Source organism: Polymorphum gilvum SL003B-26A1 (assembly GCF_000192745.1).
In the GTDB taxonomy this organism is placed as follows: domain Bacteria; phylum Pseudomonadota; class Alphaproteobacteria; order Rhizobiales; family Stappiaceae; genus Polymorphum; species Polymorphum gilvum.
This window is the reverse complement of the sequence record NC_015259.1, coordinates 340,373-358,667: the sequence shown is the minus strand read 5'-3', so window position 1 is coordinate 358,667 and position 18,295 is coordinate 340,373. Positions and strand designations below refer to the sequence as shown.

The 18,295-nt window shown below is 66.8% G+C and carries 20 protein-coding genes; 12 read left to right on the top strand and 8 right to left on the bottom strand.

Annotation, left to right across the window (positions count from 1 at the left end; genetic code table 11):
- Nucleotides 1–6: 6 nt before the first annotated feature.
- Genes pqqB through pqqE form a run of 4 tightly spaced genes read left to right on the top strand, consistent with a single transcriptional unit; the run spans nt 7 to nt 3,175 of the window.
- Nucleotides 7–942: a pyrroloquinoline quinone biosynthesis protein PqqB gene (gene pqqB, locus SL003B_RS01790; protein WP_013651120.1), complete on the top strand. Its 936-nt coding sequence runs from the start codon at nt 7–9 to the stop codon at nt 940–942.
- Complete coding sequence (gene pqqC, locus SL003B_RS01785; RefSeq protein WP_339325435.1) at nt 939–1,778, top strand: pyrroloquinoline-quinone synthase PqqC; 840 nt, start codon at nt 939–941, stop codon at nt 1,776–1,778. Before pqqB ends, pqqC begins: the two co-directional genes overlap by 4 nt.
- 3 nt (nt 1,779–1,781) lie before the next feature.
- Nucleotides 1,782–2,093, top strand: a complete 312-nt coding sequence (gene pqqD, locus SL003B_RS01780; protein WP_013651118.1) for a pyrroloquinoline quinone biosynthesis peptide chaperone PqqD — start codon at nt 1,782–1,784, stop codon at nt 2,091–2,093.
- The gene (pqqE, locus tag SL003B_RS01775) at nt 2,090–3,175 is read left to right on the top strand and encodes a pyrroloquinoline quinone biosynthesis protein PqqE (RefSeq protein WP_013651117.1); all 1,086 of its coding nucleotides are present in this window, start codon (nt 2,090–2,092) and stop codon (nt 3,173–3,175) included. The genes pqqD and pqqE overlap by 4 nt, the downstream gene beginning before the upstream one ends.
- Before the next feature lie 13 nt (nt 3,176–3,188).
- Here pqqE and SL003B_RS01770 read toward each other — a convergent pair whose 3' ends face one another.
- A complete protein-coding gene (locus SL003B_RS01770) occupies nt 3,189–5,171 on the bottom strand; it encodes a protein meaA (RefSeq protein ID WP_013651116.1) in 1,983 nt (660 codons plus the stop codon).
- Between the two features lie 347 nt (nt 5,172–5,518).
- Between SL003B_RS01770 and ccrA the strand changes: the two genes are divergently transcribed.
- Complete coding sequence (gene ccrA / locus SL003B_RS01765) at nt 5,519–6,814, top strand: crotonyl-CoA carboxylase/reductase (protein ID WP_013651114.1); 1,296 nt, start codon at nt 5,519–5,521, stop codon at nt 6,812–6,814.
- A 55-nt stretch (nt 6,815–6,869) separates the two neighbouring features.
- Here ccrA and SL003B_RS01760 read toward each other — a convergent pair whose 3' ends face one another.
- A complete protein-coding gene (locus SL003B_RS01760) occupies nt 6,870–7,670 on the bottom strand; it encodes a response regulator (protein ID WP_277914615.1) in 801 nt (266 codons plus the stop codon).
- Between the two features lie 239 nt (nt 7,671–7,909).
- On the opposite strand from SL003B_RS01760, the gene SL003B_RS01755 reads away from it, so the two are divergent.
- On the top strand, nt 7,910–8,452 hold the full coding sequence (locus SL003B_RS01755; protein ID WP_148259224.1) for a CAP domain-containing protein: 543 nt from the start codon (nt 7,910–7,912) through the stop codon (nt 8,450–8,452).
- A 33-nt stretch (nt 8,453–8,485) separates the two neighbouring features.
- Here the strand turns inward: SL003B_RS01755 and SL003B_RS01750 are convergent, their stop codons facing one another.
- The 3 genes from SL003B_RS01750 to SL003B_RS01740 form a co-directional block, all read right to left on the bottom strand.
- The gene (locus SL003B_RS01750; RefSeq protein WP_013651111.1) at nt 8,486–9,148 is read right to left on the bottom strand and encodes a carbonic anhydrase; all 663 of its coding nucleotides are present in this window, start codon (nt 9,146–9,148) and stop codon (nt 8,486–8,488) included.
- 127 nt (nt 9,149–9,275) lie between these two features.
- On the bottom strand, nt 9,276–9,587 hold the full coding sequence (locus SL003B_RS01745; protein WP_013651110.1) for a P-II family nitrogen regulator: 312 nt from the start codon (nt 9,585–9,587) through the stop codon (nt 9,276–9,278).
- 2 nt (nt 9,588–9,589) lie between these two features.
- The gene (locus SL003B_RS01740; RefSeq protein WP_013651109.1) at nt 9,590–10,591 is read right to left on the bottom strand and encodes a sodium-dependent bicarbonate transport family permease; all 1,002 of its coding nucleotides are present in this window, start codon (nt 10,589–10,591) and stop codon (nt 9,590–9,592) included.
- 212 nt (nt 10,592–10,803) lie between these two features.
- On the opposite strand from SL003B_RS01740, the gene SL003B_RS01735 reads away from it, so the two are divergent.
- Nucleotides 10,804–11,856: a MaoC family dehydratase gene (locus SL003B_RS01735; RefSeq protein ID WP_013651108.1), complete on the top strand. Its 1,053-nt coding sequence runs from the start codon at nt 10,804–10,806 to the stop codon at nt 11,854–11,856.
- Nucleotides 11,857–11,887: 31 nt separating this feature from the next.
- Here the strand turns inward: SL003B_RS01735 and SL003B_RS01730 are convergent, their stop codons facing one another.
- Nucleotides 11,888–12,814 (bottom strand): site-specific tyrosine recombinase XerD, encoded by a 927-nt coding sequence (locus tag SL003B_RS01730; RefSeq protein ID WP_013651107.1) that lies wholly within the window; start codon nt 12,812–12,814, stop codon nt 11,888–11,890.
- A 10-nt stretch (nt 12,815–12,824) separates the two neighbouring features.
- Nucleotides 12,825–12,968, bottom strand: a complete 144-nt coding sequence (locus tag SL003B_RS23605; protein WP_169313677.1) for a hypothetical protein — start codon at nt 12,966–12,968, stop codon at nt 12,825–12,827.
- A 157-nt stretch (nt 12,969–13,125) separates the two neighbouring features.
- On the opposite strand from SL003B_RS23605, the gene SL003B_RS01725 reads away from it, so the two are divergent.
- From SL003B_RS01725 to SL003B_RS01715, 3 genes are read left to right on the top strand one after another with little or no spacing between them, the layout of a single operon-like run.
- Complete coding sequence (locus SL003B_RS01725) at nt 13,126–13,755, top strand: shikimate kinase (protein WP_013651106.1); 630 nt, start codon at nt 13,126–13,128, stop codon at nt 13,753–13,755.
- The gene (gene aroB / locus SL003B_RS01720) at nt 13,739–14,875 is read left to right on the top strand and encodes a 3-dehydroquinate synthase (RefSeq protein WP_041375314.1); all 1,137 of its coding nucleotides are present in this window, start codon (nt 13,739–13,741) and stop codon (nt 14,873–14,875) included. Before SL003B_RS01725 ends, aroB begins: the two co-directional genes overlap by 17 nt.
- Complete coding sequence (locus tag SL003B_RS01715) at nt 14,872–16,185, top strand: HlyC/CorC family transporter (RefSeq protein WP_013651104.1); 1,314 nt, start codon at nt 14,872–14,874, stop codon at nt 16,183–16,185. Before aroB ends, SL003B_RS01715 begins: the two co-directional genes overlap by 4 nt.
- 13 nt (nt 16,186–16,198) lie before the next feature.
- On the opposite strand, the gene SL003B_RS01710 is transcribed toward SL003B_RS01715, so the two are convergent.
- A complete protein-coding gene (locus SL003B_RS01710; RefSeq protein WP_013651103.1) occupies nt 16,199–16,492 on the bottom strand; it encodes a BolA family protein in 294 nt (97 codons plus the stop codon).
- Nucleotides 16,493–16,533: 41 nt separating this feature from the next.
- Between SL003B_RS01710 and SL003B_RS01705 the strand changes: the two genes are divergently transcribed.
- Complete coding sequence (locus SL003B_RS01705) at nt 16,534–17,235, top strand: J domain-containing protein (protein WP_242390312.1); 702 nt, start codon at nt 16,534–16,536, stop codon at nt 17,233–17,235.
- Nucleotides 17,236–17,302: 67 nt separating this feature from the next.
- Nucleotides 17,303–18,289: a cobaltochelatase subunit CobS gene (cobS, locus tag SL003B_RS01700; protein WP_013651101.1), complete on the top strand. Its 987-nt coding sequence runs from the start codon at nt 17,303–17,305 to the stop codon at nt 18,287–18,289.
- The last annotated feature ends 6 nt before the right edge of the window (nt 18,290–18,295 follow it).

Below are 18,295 nucleotides of genomic sequence, written 5' to 3'. Positions count from 1 at the left end.
CCCCCGGTGAAGATCAGGGTCCTCGGCTCGGCCGCAGGCGGCGGGTTCCCGCAATGGAACTGCAACGCCCCTCTGAGCCGGGCGGTGCGCGAACAAAGGCCCGGCTTTCTCGCCCGCACCCAGTCGAGCGTGGCTGCCAGCGCGGACGGGACGAGCTGGGCCATCTTCAACGCCTCGCCCGACATCCGCCAGCAGATCGCCGCGACGCCGGACCTCAATCCGCGTCCGGACGGCCCCTTGCGCCATTCGCCCATCAAGGCGGTAGTGCTGACCAATGCCGACGTCGACCACATCGCCGGCCTGCTGTCGCTGCGCGAAGGCACACCCTTCGTGATCTATGCCAGCGAGCGGGTGCTGGCGACGCTTGCCGCCAATTCGGTCTTCAACGTGCTGACCCCGGCGGTGGTGGAGCGCCGCGTACTGCCGCTCGACGGCGTGACCGATCTGGAAGGGCCCGACGGTCCACTCGGCCTGTCGGTCGAGACCTTCCCGGTGCCGGGCAAAGTGGCCCTGTTCCTGGAGGACGAAGGCGCCGCAGACGGCCGCTTCGGCTCCGCGCCCGGCGACACCATCGGCCTCGCCCTGCGCTCAGGCGGAGCGCCGCAGACGATCTTCTACATCCCCGGCTGTGCCGCCGTTCCCGATGCCCTGAAGGCCCGGCTTGCCGGAGCCGCCTGCCTGCTGTTCGACGGCACGGTCTATACCGACACGGAAATGCCCGACGCCGGCGTCGGCAGCAAGACCGGCACGCGCATGGGCCACATGGCGATCAGCGGTCCGGCCGGCTCGCTCGCTGCCCTTGCCGGCATTGATGTCGGCCGGAAGATCTACGTCCACATCAACAACACCAATCCGATCCTCATGCCGGGGTCCGCGGCCGAGCGCGCGGTAACCGCCTCCGGCTGGGAGATCGGCTACGACGGCATGGAGCTGGAGCTATGAACGCGCCCCTCGCCACCCCCGGACCGATGCCCTCCGACCGGCCGGTCGCCGCGCTGTCGGCAGCCGACTTCATGGCCGCAACCGACCGTCTGCTCACGCCGGCCGAACTGGAAGCCGCGCTGCGCCGGGTCGGCGCCGAGCGCTACCACATGCACCATCCCTTCCACCGGCTGATGAACGCCGGCGGACTGACCCGCGGCCAGATGCAGGCCTGGGCGCTCAACCGCTACTGCTATCAGGCCGCCATCCCGCGCAAGGACGCGATCATCCTGTCGCGCTCGGACGACCCGGCCTTCCGCCGCGAATGGCGCAAGCGCATCGTCGATCACGACGGTCCTGCGGACGGCGAGCACGGCGGCGAGAAGGACGGCGGCATCAAGCGCTGGCTGAAGCTCGCAGAGGGCGTCGGGCTCGACGTCGACAGGGTCGTGTCGCAACGCTATGCCCTGCCGGCGACGCGCTTCGCCGTCGGCGCCTATCTCGATCTGGTCGCCTCGTCCTCGATGCTGGTCGCCGTGGCCTCGTCGCTGACCGAGCTGTTCTCGCCGATCGCCATCGGCGAGCGCGTGCCAGCCATGCTGGCCCGCTACGACTACATCACCGAGGAGACGCTGTCCTATTTCACCCCGCGCCTGCACCAGGCGCCGCGCGACGCCGAGCACGCCCTGGCGCTGGTCACCGCCTGGGCCGACACACCGGATAAGCAGCGCGACGCCATCGGCGCCCTGATCACCAAATGCGACATCCTGTGGGCGATGCTCGATGCCCTGCATTTCGCCTATGTCGAGCCCGGTCTGGTTCCCCCGGGCGCCTTCCGTCCAGCCGGGACGGACTGAGCCATGGCCGCGCCGCGCCGCCGCATTGAGGTTACCCGCGACAGCCGGCCGGCGCTGCCGCGCCACGTGCGCCTCCACTTCGATCCGCTGCGTGCGCGCTGGGTCGTGCTGGCGCCGGAAAAGGTGCTGTGGCCCGACGCGATCAGCGCCGACATCCTCGGCCGCTGCGACGGGCGGCGGACGGTTGCCGAGATCGTCGACGCGCTGGCGCAGGACTATGCCGCGCCGAAAGAACAGATCGAGCCGGACGTCGTCGCCTTCCTGCAGCAATGGTCCGACCGCCTGCTGGTGCGGTGCGCGGAGGACCGGCCATGACCGCCGCCGGGCCACCGCTCGGCCTGCTGGCCGAATTGACCCACCGCTGCCCGCTGCAATGCGGCTATTGCTCCAATCCGCTCGAACTGATGAAGGCCGACCGCGAACTGTCGACAGACGCGTGGCGCGACGCCTTCGCCCAGGCCGCCGATCTCGGCATCCTGCAGGTGCACCTGTCCGGCGGCGAACCGACGCTCAGGCCCGACCTCGACGCGCTGATCGCCGTCCTGTCCGCGCGCGGCGTCTACACCAACCTCATCACCGCTGCCGTCACGCTGAGCCGGGGGAAGCTCGAAGCCTATGCCGATGCCGGCCTCGACCACGTCCAGGTCAGTTTCCAGGGCGCGCGGCCGGAGACGACCGAACTGGTCGGTCGCTATCGCGGCGGTCACGAGAAGAAGCGCGCCGCCGCGCGCCTGGTGCGCGATCTCGGCCTGCCGCTGACCATCAATGCGCCGATCCACCGGCTCAACATCGACGAGGTGCCCGAGTTCGTCGCACTTGCGCTGGAACTCGGCGCGGAGAGGCTGGAGATCGCAAACGTCCAGTACTACGGCTGGGCCTGGCTCAACCGCTCGGCGCTGCTGCCCGACTACAACGCGGTCATGCGCCAGGTCGACTATGTCGAACGGATCCGCGACGAACTCGCCGGCGTGCTCAACATCGATTTCGTCACGCCGGACTATTATGCCGACTATCCCAAGCCCTGCATGGGCGGCTGGGCGGCCGACGCCTTCGTGATCGTGCCGGATGGCACCGTCATGCCCTGCCACGCGGCGCATACCATCGCCTCGATGACCTTCGACAAGGTCACCGAGCGACCGCTGAAGGCGATCTGGGAGAACTCCGAGGCCTTCAACCGTTTCCGCGGCACCGCCTGGATGCCCGAACCCTGCCGCTCCTGCGCGCGCAAGGAGATCGACTTCGGCGGCTGCCGCTGTCAGGCCTTCGCGCTCACCGGCGACGCCGCCGCAACCGATCCGGCCTGCGTCCGCTCACCCCACCACGACCGGCTGCGCCACCTGCCGCCGGGCGAGCCGATCCGCCCGCGCGTCATCGGCCGCGCTGCCGAGCCGGCCTGAGACGGCCCGCGCCTCACGCCGCCTTTTCGGTTCCCGCCGCAACGATCCGGACCACATCGGCCATGATGTCGGTGAGCTGGAAGTTCTTCGGCGTGTAGACGGCAGCGACGCCCATGGCCTTGAGCGCCCGGGCATCCTCGTCGGGGATGATGCCGCCAACGACCACCGGCACGTCGTCGATCCCGGCGGCGCGCAGCCGCTCCATCACGTCGCGCACCAGAGCGAGATGCGAGCCGGACAGGATCGACAGGCCGATCACGTGCACCCCCTCTTCCAGCGCTGCGTTGACGATCTGAGCCGGGGTCAGGCGGATGCCCTCGTAGACCACTTCCATGCCACAGTCGCGGGCGCGCACGGCGATCTGCTCGGCGCCGTTGGAATGGCCGTCGAGACCCGGCTTGCCGACCAGGAACTTCAGCCGCCGGCCGAGCGTCTTCGACACCGCCTCGACGCTGTCGCGCACGGACGCGAGATCGCCAGCGTCATCGCGCGCGGCGCGACCGACGCCGGTCGGCGCGCGGTACTCGCCGAACACCTCGCGCAGCGCTCTGCCCCATTCACCGGTGGTCACGCCCGCCCTGGCGGCGGCGATCGACGGCTCCATGATGTTGCGGCCCTCACGCGCAGCGGCACGCAGGTCCTCCAGCGCTCTTTCGGCGGCGGCCGTGTCGCGGGCCTCGCGCCAGGCCCGGATCTTCTCGATCGCCTCGGCCTCGACATGTTCGGGCACGGTCAGGATCGCGCCGTCGCCGACAGCCAGCGGCGACGGCTCGCTCTCGGTCCAGCGGTTGACGCCGACGACGATCTGTTCACCGGACTCGATGGCGGCCAAGCGGCGCGAGTTCGATTCCACCAGCTTCTGCTTCATGTAGCTGGATTCGACCGCCGCCACCGCGCCGCCCATGGCGTCGATGCGCGCCAGTTCCTCGCGCGCCTCGGCCTTGAGCTGCTCGACCCGGGCGGTGATCTCGGTCGATCCGTCGAAGATGTCGCCGTATTCCAGCAGGTCGGTCTCGTAGGCGACGATCTGCTGCATCCTGAGCGACCACTGCTGGTCGAACGGGCGCGGCAGCCCGAGCGCCTCGTTCCAGGCCGGCAATTGCACGGCGCGCGCGCGCGCGTTCTTCGACAGAACCACCGCCAGCATCTCGATCAGGATGCGGTAGACGTTGTTTTCCGGCTGCTGTTCGGTAAGCCCGAGCGAATTGACCTGCACGCCGTAGCGAAAGCGCCGGTAGCGCTCGTCCTCGATGCCGTAGCGCTCTCGGCAGATCTCGTCCCACAGCTCGGTGAACGCCCGCATCTTGCACATTTCGGTGATGAAGCGCATGCCAGCGTTGACGAAAAAAGAGATCCTGCCGACCGCCTGCGGGAAATCGGCCTCGGGAATCGCCCCCGACACCTTCATGCCGTCGAGGATGGCGATGGCCGTGGCGAGTGCGAAGGACAGCTCCTGCACCGGCGTCGCGCCCGCTTCCTGCAGGTGGTAGGAGCAGACGTTCATCGGGTTCCACTTGGGCATGTTGGAATAGGTCCAGGCGATCACGTCACCGGTCAGCCGCAGCGACGGCGCCGGCGGGAACACGTAGGTGCCGCGCGAGAGATATTCCTTGATGATGTCGTTCTGCGTCGTGCCGTTGAGCAATTTGCGGTCCGCGCCCTGCTCATCGGCGGCGGCGACATAGAGCGCCAGCAGCCATGGGGCCGTGGCGTTGATCGTCATCGACGTGTTCATGCGCTCCAGCGGGATGTCGTGGAACAGCGCGCGCATGTCGCCGAGATGGGCGACCGGCACCCCGACCTTGCCGACCTCGCCGCGCGCCAGCACGTCATCCGGGTCGTACCCGGTCTGGGTCGGCAGGTCGAAGGCGACCGACAGGCCGGTCTGCCCCTTGGCGAGGTTGCTGCGATAGAGCCGGTTGGACTCCGCCGCCGTCGAATGGCCGGCATAGGTCCGGAAGATCCAGGGCTTGTCGCGCTCGCCCGCTGTCGTCATGTCGCATTCCTCCTGCATGGTCCGGCCGGCCTTCGCGCCGGCACGCGCACCTGCGGCGGTCCACTGACCCCGTCCGCCCGGTCCGCGTCCATTCGACTTTTGGTCAGTCGGATATGTGCAATGCAAAATCGGGCTTGGATGCAAACGCAAGTTACGCAATAGTCGTATAGATCGGAAGTTTTTTTCGAAGGATAGTTGCGCAAACGGGGCCGAAACGGTCCTTCGGCCTGCTGCGTTGCGAAAGGCCAGCAACCATTAGCCGGGTCACTCCCGGCCGAAACAAGAAGCCTGTACAGGCACATAACCGTCCGGAACGGGAGCAGCCGGACATGCGGGAAGGACAACGAATGAACTCCGCCGTTCAAGCCAACGACAATCGCACGCCGGAGGCGGCACCCGTGAAGGACCTTTACGAAATCGGCGAAATCCCGCCACTGGGCCATGTCCCCAAGAACATGTACGCCTGGTCGATCCGCCAGGATCGCCATGGTCCGCCGGAAACGGCGATGAAGATCGAAGTGGTGCCGACCTGGGAACTGGACAGCCACGAGGTGCTGGTGTTCGTCATGGCCGCCGGCGTCAACTACAACGGCATCTGGGCCGCACTCGGCGAGCCGATCTCGGTGTTCGGCAGCCACAAGAGCCCCTACCACATCGCCGGCTCCGACGCCTCGGGCATCGTCTGGGCGGTCGGTTCGAAAGTGAAGCGCTGGAAGGTCGGCGACGAGGTCGTCATCCACTGCAACCAGGACGACGGCGACGACGAGGAGTGCAACGGCGGAGACCCGATGTTCTCGCCGACCCAGCGGATCTGGGGCTACGAGACGCCGGACGGCTCCTTCGCCCAGTTCTGCCGCGTGCAGTCGCAGCAGCTGATGCCACGGCCGCAGCACCTGACCTGGGAGGAGGCGGCCTGCTACACGCTGACGCTGGCAACCGCCTACCGCATGCTGTTCGGTCACGCGCCGCACCAGTTGCGCCCGGGCCAGAACGTGCTGGTCTGGGGCGCGTCGGGCGGCCTCGGCGTGTTCGGCGTGCAGCTTGCAGCCGCCGCCGGCGCCAATGCCATCGGCGTGATTTCCGACGAGGACAAGCGCGACTACGTCATGAGCCTCGGCGCCAAGGGCGTCATCAACCGCAAGGACTTCAACTGCTGGGGCCAGCTGCCCAAGGTCAACTCGCCGGAGTTCGAGGCCTGGACCAAGGAAGCGCGCAAGTTCGGCAAGGCGATCTGGGATATCACCGGCAAGGGCAACGATGTCGACATGGTGTTCGAGCATCCTGGCGAAGCCACCTTCCCGGTCTCGGCGCTGGTGGTCAAGCGCGGCGGCATGGTGGTGTTCTGCGCCGGCACGACCGGCTTCAACATCACCTTCGACGCGCGCTACGTCTGGATGCGGCAGAAACGCATCCAGGGCTCGCATTTCGCCCACCTGAAGCAGGCGTCGGAGGCGAACAAGTTCGTCATCGACCGCCGCATCGACCCGTGCATGTCGGAGGTGTTCCCTTGGAACCTGATCCCGCAGGCGCATACGAAGATGTGGAAGAACCAGCACGCGCCCGGCAACATGGCGGTGCTCGTCGGCGCCCCGACCACCGGGCTGCGCTCCTTCGAGGACACGCTGGAAGCCGCCAAGCGGTGATGCCGAGGGCCAAGGGACGGGACGCTCGCGACCGGAGCGACCCGTTTCCCGCGGCTCACGTCATGGCGAACAGGCGCACCTGCTTGCTGAAGCGCGAATGCCTCAGGTTGAACAGGTGGTGCAGGATGCTGTCGACGTCCTCCGGGTAGAACGGTTTGCGCAGGAAGGCTCTGGCGTTGACCTGTTCCGCGGCCTGATCGAGTTCCGTGCTGTATTCGGTCGACATCAGGATGACATCCGAGCCGCGCGCAAGAGTGGACAGCTTCCGGGCAAGCTCGATGCCGCTCATGTTCGGCATGTTGAAGTCGGTGAAGATGACCCGAAAGGGCTTCTGGCTGACGCAGGCGATCGCAGCTGCTCCGTCCGCCGCCTCGACGATGTCGAGCTTGAAGATCGACCGCTCCAGCACCTTGCGCACGATCCGCCGGACCGTGGTCGAATCGTCCACCACAAGGACATCGAACGGCGTGTTGATGGCCTCGTAGACCTCGACGATCTGGCGGATCTGGCCGGCACTGAACGGCTTGGTCAGGAAGTCGTAGGCGCCGAAGGCCTTCAGCTTCTGTTCGGCTTCCTCGTTGAGACCGTCCGACATGGATACGGCGAAGGTCTTGGCGCCCATGACGTGAATGGCGGCCATCACCTCGACGCCGCTCAGCTGCGGCATGTTGATATCGAGGAAGGCGATGTCGAAGGCCTGCTGGCTGAGCTTCTGGACGGCATCCCGACCGTTCTCGGCCATGGTGATGTCGAACGCCCTTGCAGTCGCAAGCAAGGCCTTCTCGATGAACTTCCTGACGGTGGCGGAATCGTCTGCGATAATGACTTTGATCCGTTCTTCGCCTACTCCCAGCATCACATCCAAAAACCTCGACATAAATGACAATATGGAACGAAAATCATACTCCCTCCAAGTAAATTTTTGAAAAATTATCTCGTCGAGCTTTAAGCTCCGCAGAGGAAAGAGGATGCAGGGGGAGGGGTAACGCCCGGTAGGGTCGGGCAATGCGCCACGCTTGGCGATGTCGACCGAACCGACCTATTGTTGCGCCGTGATTCGCTGGGCGTGGGGCGCTGCGCGTGAGGTCGACGACGATGATGAGTGACAAGGCGAAACTACGCCGGGACAGGATCGGGGTGGCGTTCGGACTGGCCATAGCCATGCTGGCGCTTGCCGGTTGCCGGAGCGGCGAACCGGTGGAGGTTCCACCCTTCTACAGGGACCTCGCGCGCGTCGACACCAGCGTCGACCAGGCGACGGCAGCGCAGATGATTTCCCAGTACCGCATGAACAGCGGCAAGGGCAGTCTGGCCATCGACCCGGCGCTGACCGCGATCGCCCAGGCGCAGGCGCAGGCGATCGCATCGGCCGACAACGTGCGCGCGTCGCTCGAACCGCGGAACCAGCTCAAGACCCGCCTGGCATCGGTCGGCGAGACCAAGACCTATGCGGTGGAGAACGTGTCCGCCGGCTACCGGACTCTCGCCGAGGCCTTCTCGGGCTGGCGGGATTCGCCCAACCACAACGCCGTCATGCTCGACGACAAGGTGACGCGCATGGGCATCGCCACCGCCTATGCATCCGGCTCCAAGTACAAGGTATTCTGGTCGCTGGTGCTGGCCTCGCCCAAGCCCTGACGCAGGCGGCCGGCGCGGCACGGACGCCGTCGATCAGGTGTCGTCGGCTCCCGCCGCCAGGCAAGGCTCGAACTTCTCCGTTTCAGGATCCATGACCCGTAATTCGCCGGAGCCGATGTCGAACCAGGCACCATGGACTTTCAGTGCGCCGGCAGATACGGCGGCGTCGACGAAGGGAAAGGTCCTGAGGTTTTTCAGCGACTGGCGCACGCCGGCGTATTCCATCGCCAGTTGCGGGTCGTCCAGCTTGTCGACAGGCATGCAAGCCATGGCGATGGCGGCCGGCTCCAGCAGCTTGATCCAGCGACCGATAAATTCGCCCGTCACCAGCGGCGCGTTGGCCGTCTCGCGGAAGGCGCGCACGCCACCGCACTGGGCATGACCCATGACGACGATGTGCTTCACCTTCAGCACCTTGACCGCATATTCGATCGCCGCGCTGGTGCCGTGCTGACCCTCTGTCTCCTCGTAGGGCGGCACCAGGTTGGCGACGTTGCGCACCACGAACAGCTCGCCCGGCCCGACGTGGAACACGCCTTCCGGCGTGACCCGGCTGTCGCAGCACGAGATAACCATCACCTCCGGGCGCTGGCCGTAGATCGCCAGCCGCTCCTGCGCCTCGCGGAAGCGCACGTAGCCCTTCTGCAGGTAGCGGCCGTAACCGGCCGCGAGATCTTCGGGGAAGTCTGTCGCCATCGCGCGTCCCTCTCGCCCCGCGCCGGGGCCGGGCCTGCATGGCCCCTGTTGCCGTCCGCTTGCTTCGGAGCGCCGTTATAGAGAAGCGACGGTCCCTTGCCCACCCCTGCTGCGGGCGGATCCCGCCTCAGAACCGCTCGGCCCGCAAAACCTGGCAGTCGGTCACGCTGACCACGCCGATATGGCGCTCGACCAGAGGGAACGCCGCCTGCAGCAGCGCCTCCAGCCGGTCCTCGCGCAGGATGCAGATCACCGCTACCATGCCGCCGGCGCGCGACACCTGACCCTCCCGGCTCCAAAGGCCCGAGCGGCCGTTGCCGCCGAGGACGGGCAGCACCGTGAAGCCGGTCACCCCGGCAGCGACCAGTGCCTCGGTGAGCCGCCGCTCCATCGGTGCCTCGATGATGATCTCGACCCGTTTCGCCTTGTGCGTCTGCATGGTCAGCCTCCTGCCGCCGTCGCCAGCGCGATGTAGATGGGAATGCCGAGGGTCAGATTGAACGGGAAGGTGATCCCGAGCGACAGGGTCAAATAGACCGACGGGTTGGCTTCGGGAAGCGCCACGCGCATGGCCGCGGGCACGGCGATGTAGGACGCCGATGCGGCAAGCGTCATCATCAGCACGATGCCGCCGGACGAAAGGCCGAGCACGAGCCCCGCGCCAAGTCCGAACAACGCACCGCATAGCGGCATGAGCAGGCCGAATCCGACCAACCCCGCGCTCAGCACGCCGCGGCTCGCGCGCAGGCCGCGGCCGGCGACCAGACCCATGTCGAGCAAGAACAGGCACAGCAGGCCCTTGAACGGCGCCACGATCAGATCCTCGATATCCGCCAGCCCCTGCTCGCCCGTCGTCAGGCCGATCAGGAAGGCACCGACCAGGAGCACGATCGAGCCGTTGAAAAGGATTTCCCGCATCAGTCCGCCGTCCGGTCCGCCCGCATGCGAGTCGGCCGCAGGCCCGTTGTGGGATCCGAAGCGGGCGGCGAGCCAGAGTGCCGACAGGATCGCCGGTGCCTCCATTGCCGCCGCGACCGCGACCATGTAGCCCTCGCTGGCGACGCCGCGCCCCTGCAGCACGGAACTGGCTGCCACGAAGGTGACGATCGAGATCGAACCGTAATGCCCGGCCACCGCCGCGGCATCGATGGGGGACAGCCTAGTCATCGTCCGCAACAGGCCGAAAGCCAGGAAAGGCAGGACGAAGGACAGCAGCACGCCGGCGGCGAGCGACAGCAGCAGCCGCGCGTCGAGCCCGTGGGCGGCAACGCTGACGCCGCCCTTGAAGCCGATCGAGAACAGCAGATAGATCGACAGCGCCTTGGCAGCCGCCTCCGGGATCGTCAGATCCGAGCGGGCAAGCGCCGCCGCCAGGCCGAGCACGAAGGACAGGATGATCGGTGATATCAGGTTCTGGGCGGCAAGGCTCAGGAGGCTATCCATGGCGACGGTCGGACCTCGGCGGGGCGGCCGGCACCGCGCGAAGGCGGACACGACGGCGACTTCGAATGATGCGTGTTTGCCGGCATATAGAGCCGGCGTATTCGCGGCGCAACACCATGTGTCCTCCGCCAAAGGTTCCCCTTGCACCGCACTGCAGCAGGCGGCTTAATCGCGCATCGATGACGAGGACGGCAGCAAGCGGGAGGCGGGGCGTGACAAAGACCAACGCTGGCAATTTCTTCGAGGACTTCTACGTCGGCCAGGTGATCCGACACGCGACGCCGCGCACAGTTACGACGGGCGACGTCGCCCTCTACACCGCTCTCTACGGGCCCCGCTTCGCCGTGCAGTCCTCGGACGCCTACGCCCGGGCGCTCGGCTATCCGCAGGCGCCGGTCGACGACCTGCTCGTCTTCCACATCGTGTTCGGCAAGACGGTTCCGGACATCTCGCTCAACGCCGTCGCCAACCTCGGTTATGCCGGCGGGCGCTTCCTTGCTCCGGTCTATCCGGGCGACACACTGTCCGCCGTCTCCGAGGTCATTGGGCTGAAGGAGAATTCCAACGGCAAGACCGGCGTCGTCTATGTGCGCTCGACCGGCTACAAGGACGACGGTACCGAGGTGCTGGACTACGTGCGATGGGTGATGGTCAACAAGCGCGATCCGGGCGCGGCCGCGCCGGCGCCGGTCGTGCCCCGGCTGCCGGAGTGCATCGAGGCCGACGCACTCGGCGACGCCGTGCCCATGCTGGACACCATCCACTGGGACAACGACCTGGCCGGCAGCCGCTTCCGCTTTTCCGACTATGTCGCGGGCGAGCGCATCGACCATGTTGACGGCATGACCGTCGAGGAAGCCGAACACCAGCTGGCGACCCGGCTCTACCAGAACACCGCCAAGGTTCATTTCAACCAGCACACCGAGGGCAAGGGCCGTTTCGGCAAGCGACTGATCTACGGCGGCCACGTCATCAGCCTTGCCCGCGCACTGTCCTTCAACGGCCTCGGCGCGGCGTTCCATATAGCCGGCATCAACGGGGGCCGCCATGTTGCGCCGCTGTTTTCCGGCGACACCGTGTTCGCCTGGTCCGAGGTGCTGGAAACCGCCGAGATAGACGGCCGGCCGGACGTCGGCGCCCTGCGTCTGCGCCTGATCGCGACCAAGAACCGGCCCTGCGCCGACTTCCCGCTGCTCGACGCCGACGGGCGCTACGAGAACGACGTCATCCTCGACTTCGACTACTGGGCGCTGATGCCGCGGTAAGCCGCATGACGCAGCCGCCCGGATGGCTGCATCACCCCTTCGCCAGCGGGTGATGGGCCTCGACCAGCTGGCGCAGCCGCTCGTCGAGGACGTGGGTGTAGATCTGCGTCGTCGAGATGTCGGCGTGGCCGAGCAGTTGCTGCACCACCCTGAGGTCGGCGCCGTTCTGCAGCAGGTGCGAGGCGAAGGCGTGCCGGAGCACATGCGGCGACACTTTGGCCGCGTCCAGACCGACGGCCCGCGCGAGATCCTTCAGGTCGCGTGCAAAGGCCTGCCGGGTGAAATGGCCGCTCTCGCCGTGCGAGGGGAACAGCCACGGGCTGCCCTTGTAAGCGCCTTCGGCGTTCCTCCGCGCGACATAGGCGCGCATCGCCTCCTGCGCCCTGGGGCTCAGCGGCACCAGCCGTTCCTTGCCACCCTTGCCGCGGATGCCGATCAGCCGGGCGTCGCGCAGCGCCGCGCCGACCGGCAGCGCGACGAGCTCTGACACGCGCAGGCCGGTGGCGTAGAGCACTTCCAGCAACGTGTAGAGGCGTTGAGCCCTGAGCGCCCGCCCCGGCGTCTCGTGCTCGAGGGTGGCATCGAAGCACGCCGCTTCGATCAGCCGGTCGACCTCCGCCTCCGACAGGATCCTGGGCAGGCCCTGGCGCTTCTTAGGCGAGGCGAGCGTCCGCGTCGGATCGTCGCCACGCTCTCCCTCAGCATAAAGGAACTTGAAATACTGCCTGAGCGCCGACAGCCGGCGCGCCTGCGAGGAGGCTGCAAAGCCGCGTGCCGCAAGGTCGCTCAGATAGGCGGACACGTCCTCGGCGGTCGCGTCCCGCGTCGCGGTCGTGCCGAGGAACGCCGCGAAATCGTCGAGGTCGCGCCGGTAGCTGTCCAGCGTATTGTGCGCCGCTCCGCGTTCGGCAGCGAGCATTTCCAGAAAGCTTTCGCGTGTGAAGTCCGATGCCGCCATCGCAGGTCCCTCACCGGGCAAAGCCGTCCTTCTGCACGCGCACGATGATCTCCCGCTCGCGCGGTTCGACGAAATTCGCCAGCGCGTAGATGGCGCCGTAGCCGATTGCGCCGAGCACGAGCAGGGTAACGATCAGGCGGGTCAGGGTGGGCACGGAAACCGAATCCTCTGCATGGCTGGCCCGCTCTTTTTCGATCAGGAGCGGTGCGGACGCAAGTCACCGACGCCCGCCCGGCTGCACTCGGAGGCTTGCATTTCGCCGGAATATGCTAAAAGGCGCCAATGACAGGGACGACGGGGAGGCCGCAGGCGTGAATTCTGCCGCACCGGACACGCAGGAACGGGACAAGCGCGCCGCCCGCCTCGTCGAGGCCCTCGGCACGCGCTCGATCGTGCTGGTCGGCATCATGGGCTGCGGCAAGTCCAGCGTCGGCCGGCGTCTCGCCCAGCGCCTGGCGATCCCCTTCGTCGACGCCGACGCTGAGATCGAAACGGCGGCCAACATGACTGTCTCGGAGATCTTCGCCGTTCACGGCGAGACCGAGTTCCGGCGCGGCGAGGAAAAGGTCATCGCCCGGTTGCTGCGTAACGGTCCACAGGTTCTCGCGACTGGCGGTGGTGCCTATATGAGCGATGCGACCCGTGCGGCCATCGCCCGCCGCGGCGTGTCCGTCTGGCTTCGCGCCGATCTCGACACGGTCATGACACGGGTGCGCAAGCGGCCGACCCGCCCGTTGCTGCAGACACCGGACCCCGAGGCGACGATGCGCGAGTTGTTGGCCAGGCGCGAACCGGTCTATGGCCTGGCCGACATCGCGGTGTGGTCGCGCGACGTGCCGCACGAGATGGTCATGGAAGACATCATCGCGGCGCTCGAGGCCCGCCTCTGCGCGGAAACCCGGCGCCAGAAGGAACAGACGTCCGATGGAACAGCTTCTTGAACGACCCGCAGCCCCCGCGACCGTGCGGGTGGAACTCGGCGCGCGGGCCTATGACATCGTCATCGGCCGCGGCGTCCTGAACCAGGCCGGCGAGCACCTGTCGGCCCGTTTGCCCGGCGCGCGCGTCGCCATCATCACCGACGACACCGTTGCCGGCATCCACCTGCCGGCGCTCGCCGCCAGCCTCGACGCGGCGGACATCGGCCATACGGCAATCACCGTGCCGGCAGGCGAATCCAGCAAGTGCTTCGCCCAGTTCGAACGCCTGTGCGACGCCGTGCTCGCCGCCCGCATGGAGCGCGGCGACGCGCTCGTCGCCCTCGGCGGCGGCGTGGTCGGCGACCTTGCCGGATTCGTCGCGGCCTCCGTCCGCCGCGGCATGGCCTTCGTCCAGATCCCGACCACGCTGCTTGCCCAGGTCGACAGCTCGGTCGGCGGCAAAACCGGCATCAATTCGCGCCACGGCAAGAACCTGATCGGTGCCTTCTACCAGCCGACGCTCGTGCTCGCCGACACCGCCGTGCTCGACACCCTGCCCGGGCGCGATTTCCGCGCCGGCTATGCGGAAGTGGCCAAGTACGGCCTGCTCGGCGATGCCGGGTTCTTCGCCTGGCTGGAGACCAACTGGCGCGCCGTGTTCGCTGGCGGCCCGGAACGTGACGAGGCGATCGCCCGCTCCTGCCAGGCCAAGGCCGACGTGGTCGTCGAAGACGAACGTGAATCGGGCCGGCGCGCCCTGCTCAACCTCGGCCACACCTTCGGCCATGCGCTGGAATCGGCGGTCGACTATGCCACCGAGCGCCTGGTGCACGGCGAGGGCGTGGCCATCGGCATGATGCTGGCGCATGAATATTCCGCCCGTCTCGGCCTCATCGGCGCCGACGTGGTCGAGCGCGTGCGCGTCCATCTGACCGAGGTCGGCCTGCCGACGCGCATCGACCAGATTCCCGGCCAGATGCCGCCGGCGGACACGCTGATGGACATCATCGCCCAGGACAAGAAGGTCAGCCGCGGCGCGCTGACCTTCATCCTGAGCCGGGGCATCGGCGACGCCTTCGTGGAAAAGGGTGTCGAGGCGGCCGGCGTGCGCGCCTTCCTCGAGGAGAAGCTTGCCCGATGATCGAATCGACGATCTGGGTCGCCATCGGCGCGATCCTGCTCCTGATCGTGCTGTCCGGCTTCTTTTCCGGATCCGAGACGGCGCTGACCGCCGCCTCGCGCGCCCGCATGCACCAGTTGGAGAAGGCCGGCGACCAGCGCGCAGGGCTTGTCTCACGACTGATCTCCGCACGCGAACGCCTGATCGGCGCCCTGCTGCTCGGCAACAACATCGTCAACATCTTCGCCTCGGCGCTGGCGACCAGCGTCTTCCTCAGCCTGTTCGGCGAGGCCGGCGTCGCCATCGCGACGCTGGTGATGACGGTACTCGTCGTGGTGCTGGCGGAAGTCATGCCCAAGACCTGGGCGATATCCAATCCGGAGCGCTTCGCCCTGGCCGTCGCGCCGGTGGTGCGCGTCGTCGTCGCCGTCTTCGGCCCGGTCGTGATCGGCATCGAGGTGCTGGTTCGGTTGATCATGCGCATCTTCGGCATCAGGGTGGATGACAATGCCTCGATCCTCTCCGCGCATGAGGAACTGCGCGGTGCCGTAGACCTGCAACACCTGGAGGGCGGCCTCGTCAAGGCCGATCGGGACCGGCTCGGTGGTCTTCTGGACCTTGCCGAACTCGAGGTTTCCGACGTGATGGTTCACCGCACCAACATGATGGCCCTCAACGTCGACGAGGACATCTCCAAGCTGATCGATGCGGCGCTGGCCTCGCCCTACACCCGCATGCCGCTGTGGCGTGGCGAGAGCGACAACTTCGTCGGCGTCCTGCACGCCAAGGACCTGCTGCGCGCGCTCAAGGCCGCCGGCGGCGATGTCGACAAGATCGACGTGCTGAAGATCGCCAGCCAGCCCTGGTTCGTGCCCGACACCACCAGTCTGCAGGACCAGCTCAACGCCTTCCTCAAGCGCAAGTCGCACTTCGCCCTCGTCATCGACGAATACGGCGAGGTGAGAGGCCTCGTCACCCTGGAGGACATCCTGGAAGAAATCGTCGGCGAGATCGCCGACGAGCACGATGTCGAGATTTCCGGCGTCCGCCCGCAGCCGGACGGTTCGGTGATTGTCGACGGCTCCGTGCCGATCCGCGACCTCAACCGCGCGACCGACTGGAAGCTGCCGGACGACGAGGCAACCACCATCGCCGGCCTGGTCATCCACGAAGCGCGCATGATCCCCGACGAGCGTCAGATCTTCACCTTCCACGGTTTCCGCTTCACCGTGCTGCGGCGGGAAAAGAACCGCCTCACGCGGCTGCGCATCGTGCCGCTGGATTCAAAGCAGCTGCTGCTGCCCTCCGCCACACGTCCGGTGCGCGCGTAGACCGACCGCGCGTTCAGGTCGTCCGACCCGCCCGCGGATCCGGCTCGTCGGGCGCCCGCGCCTCGATCGCCAGCGCGTGAACACCGCCGACAAGCTCTGCCGCCAGCGCCTCGTTCACGGCCCGGTGCCGGGCCAGCCGGCTCATGCCGGCAAAGGCCGCCGTCACGATGCGGACGCGAAAATGCGTCTCGCCGCCCTCGCGCCATCCGCCGTGGCCCTTGTGGCGGTCCGATTCGTCGACTACATCAAGCTCAACCGGAGAAAAGGTCTCCGTCAGCTTGGCGGTGATGCTGTCTTTCATCCTCATGTGATTGTTGTGAGCGCGCTGCCCGCCTGCGTCAAGAGGACATGGACGACGCAGGGACGCGCGAACAGGCCGGCGTCTTTTCCCCACAGCGTACACAATTCGGCCGCCTGGGAACCTTGTTCCCACCCAACGCCCTCTCCATAATCGCCGCCATGAAACTGGATTCAAAGATCTTCGACCGGATCCGGGTGAAACCCGACAGGGATCGGCTCGAGGAGGACCTGCACCCCGCCTGCGAACACCCCGGCTGCACCCGGCCGGGCACGCACCGTGCGCCCAAGGGGCGCGATCACGAGGGGCAGTATTTCAATTTCTGCATCGACCACGTTCGGGACTACAACAAGTCCTACAACTATTTTGCCGGCATGAACGACGATGCGGTGCGCAGCTACCAGAAGGATTCACTGACCGGCCACCGGCCGACCTGGAAGATGGGCGTCAACCGGCAGGCGGCGGAGGGCCCCGACGGCCACGACCCGCGCGCGACCGGACGGGCCCGCAGCTACTACCGGTCGGCCGAATCGCCGCAACCGCGCGCTCCCAAGCTGCTGGCGCTTGAAAAGCGGTCGTTTGATGTGCTCAATCTTCCCGAAAGAGCGCGTGGCGACGAGATCAAGGCGCGTTATAAGGAACTGGTGAAATTGCATCATCCGGATGCCAACGGCGGTGATCGCTCGTCCGAGGATCGCCTGCGGCAGATCATTCAGGCCTACACCGTCCTGAAGAAGGCCGGCTTCTGCTAGTCTGCAACTCCCGCAGGCTTCTTCCCAACGACCCTGACCCCGGCCCGGCCGAGGCAGCGGAGGACCGATGACTGAAACCAAGACCGTGGCCGAAACCACGCCCGATACCGAAATTTCCGTCGAACAAGTGTTCGGCTTCAAGACCGACCTCAAGGTGCCGGCCTATTCGACCCCGAGCGAGCACGTGCCCGACCTCGACCCGGACTACCTGTTCGACCGGGTGACGACCCTGGCCATCCTGGCCGGCTTCGCCAAGAACCGCCGGGTCATGGTGACCGGCTATCACGGCACCGGCAAGTCGACCCACATCGAACAGGTGGCAGCGCGGCTGAACTGGCCTTGTATCCGCGTCAACCTCGACAGCCACATCTCGCGCATCGACCTGATCGGCAAGGACGCCATCGTCATCCGCGACGGCCAGCAGGTGACCGAGTTCAAGGATGGCATCTTGCCCTGGGCCTACCAGCACAACGTCGCTCTGGTGTTCGACGAATACGACGCCGGTCGCCCGGATGTGATGTTCGTCATCCAGCGCGTTCTGGAATCTTCCGGCCGTCTCACCCTGCTCGACCAGAGCCGGGTCATCCGTCCGCATCCCTATTTCCGCCTGTTCGCCACCGCCAACACCATCGGCCTCGGCGATACCTCGGGCCTCTACCACGGCACCCAGCAGATCAACCAGGCCCAGATGGACCGCTGGTCGATCGTCACCACGCTGAACTACCTGCCGCATGACAACGAGGTCGAGATCGTGCTGGCCAAGGCCAAGCACTTCCAGGGTGCGGAAGGCCGCGCGACCGTCTCCAAGATGGTCCGCCTTGCCGACATGACCCGCAACGCCTTCATCAACGGCGACCTGTCGACGGTGATGAGCCCGCGCACGGTCATCACCTGGGCCGAGAATGCCGAGATCTTCGGCGACGTAGGCTTCGCGTTCCGTCTGACCTTCCTCAACAAGTGCGACGACACCGAGCAGGGCCTCGTGTCCGAGTTCTACCAGCGCTGCTTCGGCGAGGACCTGCCGGAGTCCGTGGTCAACGTGGTGATGAGCTGACACGCC

What these genes read in the sequence shown, in the direction of transcription:
- SL003B_RS01730 (WP_013651107.1), bottom strand. Translation starts at nt 12,814, where the DNA reads ATGGCGGCATCGGACTTCACACGCGAAAGCTTTCTGGAAATGCTCGCT.
- pqqD (WP_013651118.1), top strand. Translation starts at nt 1,782, where the DNA reads ATGGCCGCGCCGCGCCGCCGCATTGAGGTTACCCGCGACAGCCGGCCG.
- ccrA (WP_013651114.1), top strand. Translation starts at nt 5,519, where the DNA reads ATGAACTCCGCCGTTCAAGCCAACGACAATCGCACGCCGGAGGCGGCA.
- SL003B_RS01770 (WP_013651116.1), bottom strand. Translation starts at nt 5,171, where the DNA reads ATGACGACAGCGGGCGAGCGCGACAAGCCCTGGATCTTCCGGACCTAT.
- cobS (WP_013651101.1), top strand. Translation starts at nt 17,303, where the DNA reads ATGACTGAAACCAAGACCGTGGCCGAAACCACGCCCGATACCGAAATT.
- SL003B_RS01705 (WP_242390312.1), top strand. Translation starts at nt 16,534, where the DNA reads ATGGACGACGCAGGGACGCGCGAACAGGCCGGCGTCTTTTCCCCACAG.
- SL003B_RS01760 (WP_277914615.1), bottom strand. Translation starts at nt 7,670, where the DNA reads ATGCTGGGAGTAGGCGAAGAACGGATCAAAGTCATTATCGCAGACGAT.
- SL003B_RS01750 (WP_013651111.1), bottom strand. Translation starts at nt 9,148, where the DNA reads ATGGCGACAGACTTCCCCGAAGATCTCGCGGCCGGTTACGGCCGCTAC.
- SL003B_RS01740 (WP_013651109.1), bottom strand. Translation starts at nt 10,591, where the DNA reads ATGGATAGCCTCCTGAGCCTTGCCGCCCAGAACCTGATATCACCGATC.
- aroB (WP_041375314.1), top strand. Translation starts at nt 13,739, where the DNA reads ATGGAACAGCTTCTTGAACGACCCGCAGCCCCCGCGACCGTGCGGGTG.
- SL003B_RS01745 (WP_013651110.1), bottom strand. Translation starts at nt 9,587, where the DNA reads ATGCAGACGCACAAGGCGAAACGGGTCGAGATCATCATCGAGGCACCG.
- pqqC (WP_339325435.1), top strand. Translation starts at nt 939, where the DNA reads ATGAACGCGCCCCTCGCCACCCCCGGACCGATGCCCTCCGACCGGCCG.
- SL003B_RS01755 (WP_148259224.1), top strand. Translation starts at nt 7,910, where the DNA reads ATGATGAGTGACAAGGCGAAACTACGCCGGGACAGGATCGGGGTGGCG.
- pqqE (WP_013651117.1), top strand. Translation starts at nt 2,090, where the DNA reads ATGACCGCCGCCGGGCCACCGCTCGGCCTGCTGGCCGAATTGACCCAC.
- SL003B_RS01715 (WP_013651104.1), top strand. Translation starts at nt 14,872, where the DNA reads ATGATCGAATCGACGATCTGGGTCGCCATCGGCGCGATCCTGCTCCTG.
- SL003B_RS01710 (WP_013651103.1), bottom strand. Translation starts at nt 16,492, where the DNA reads ATGAGGATGAAAGACAGCATCACCGCCAAGCTGACGGAGACCTTTTCT.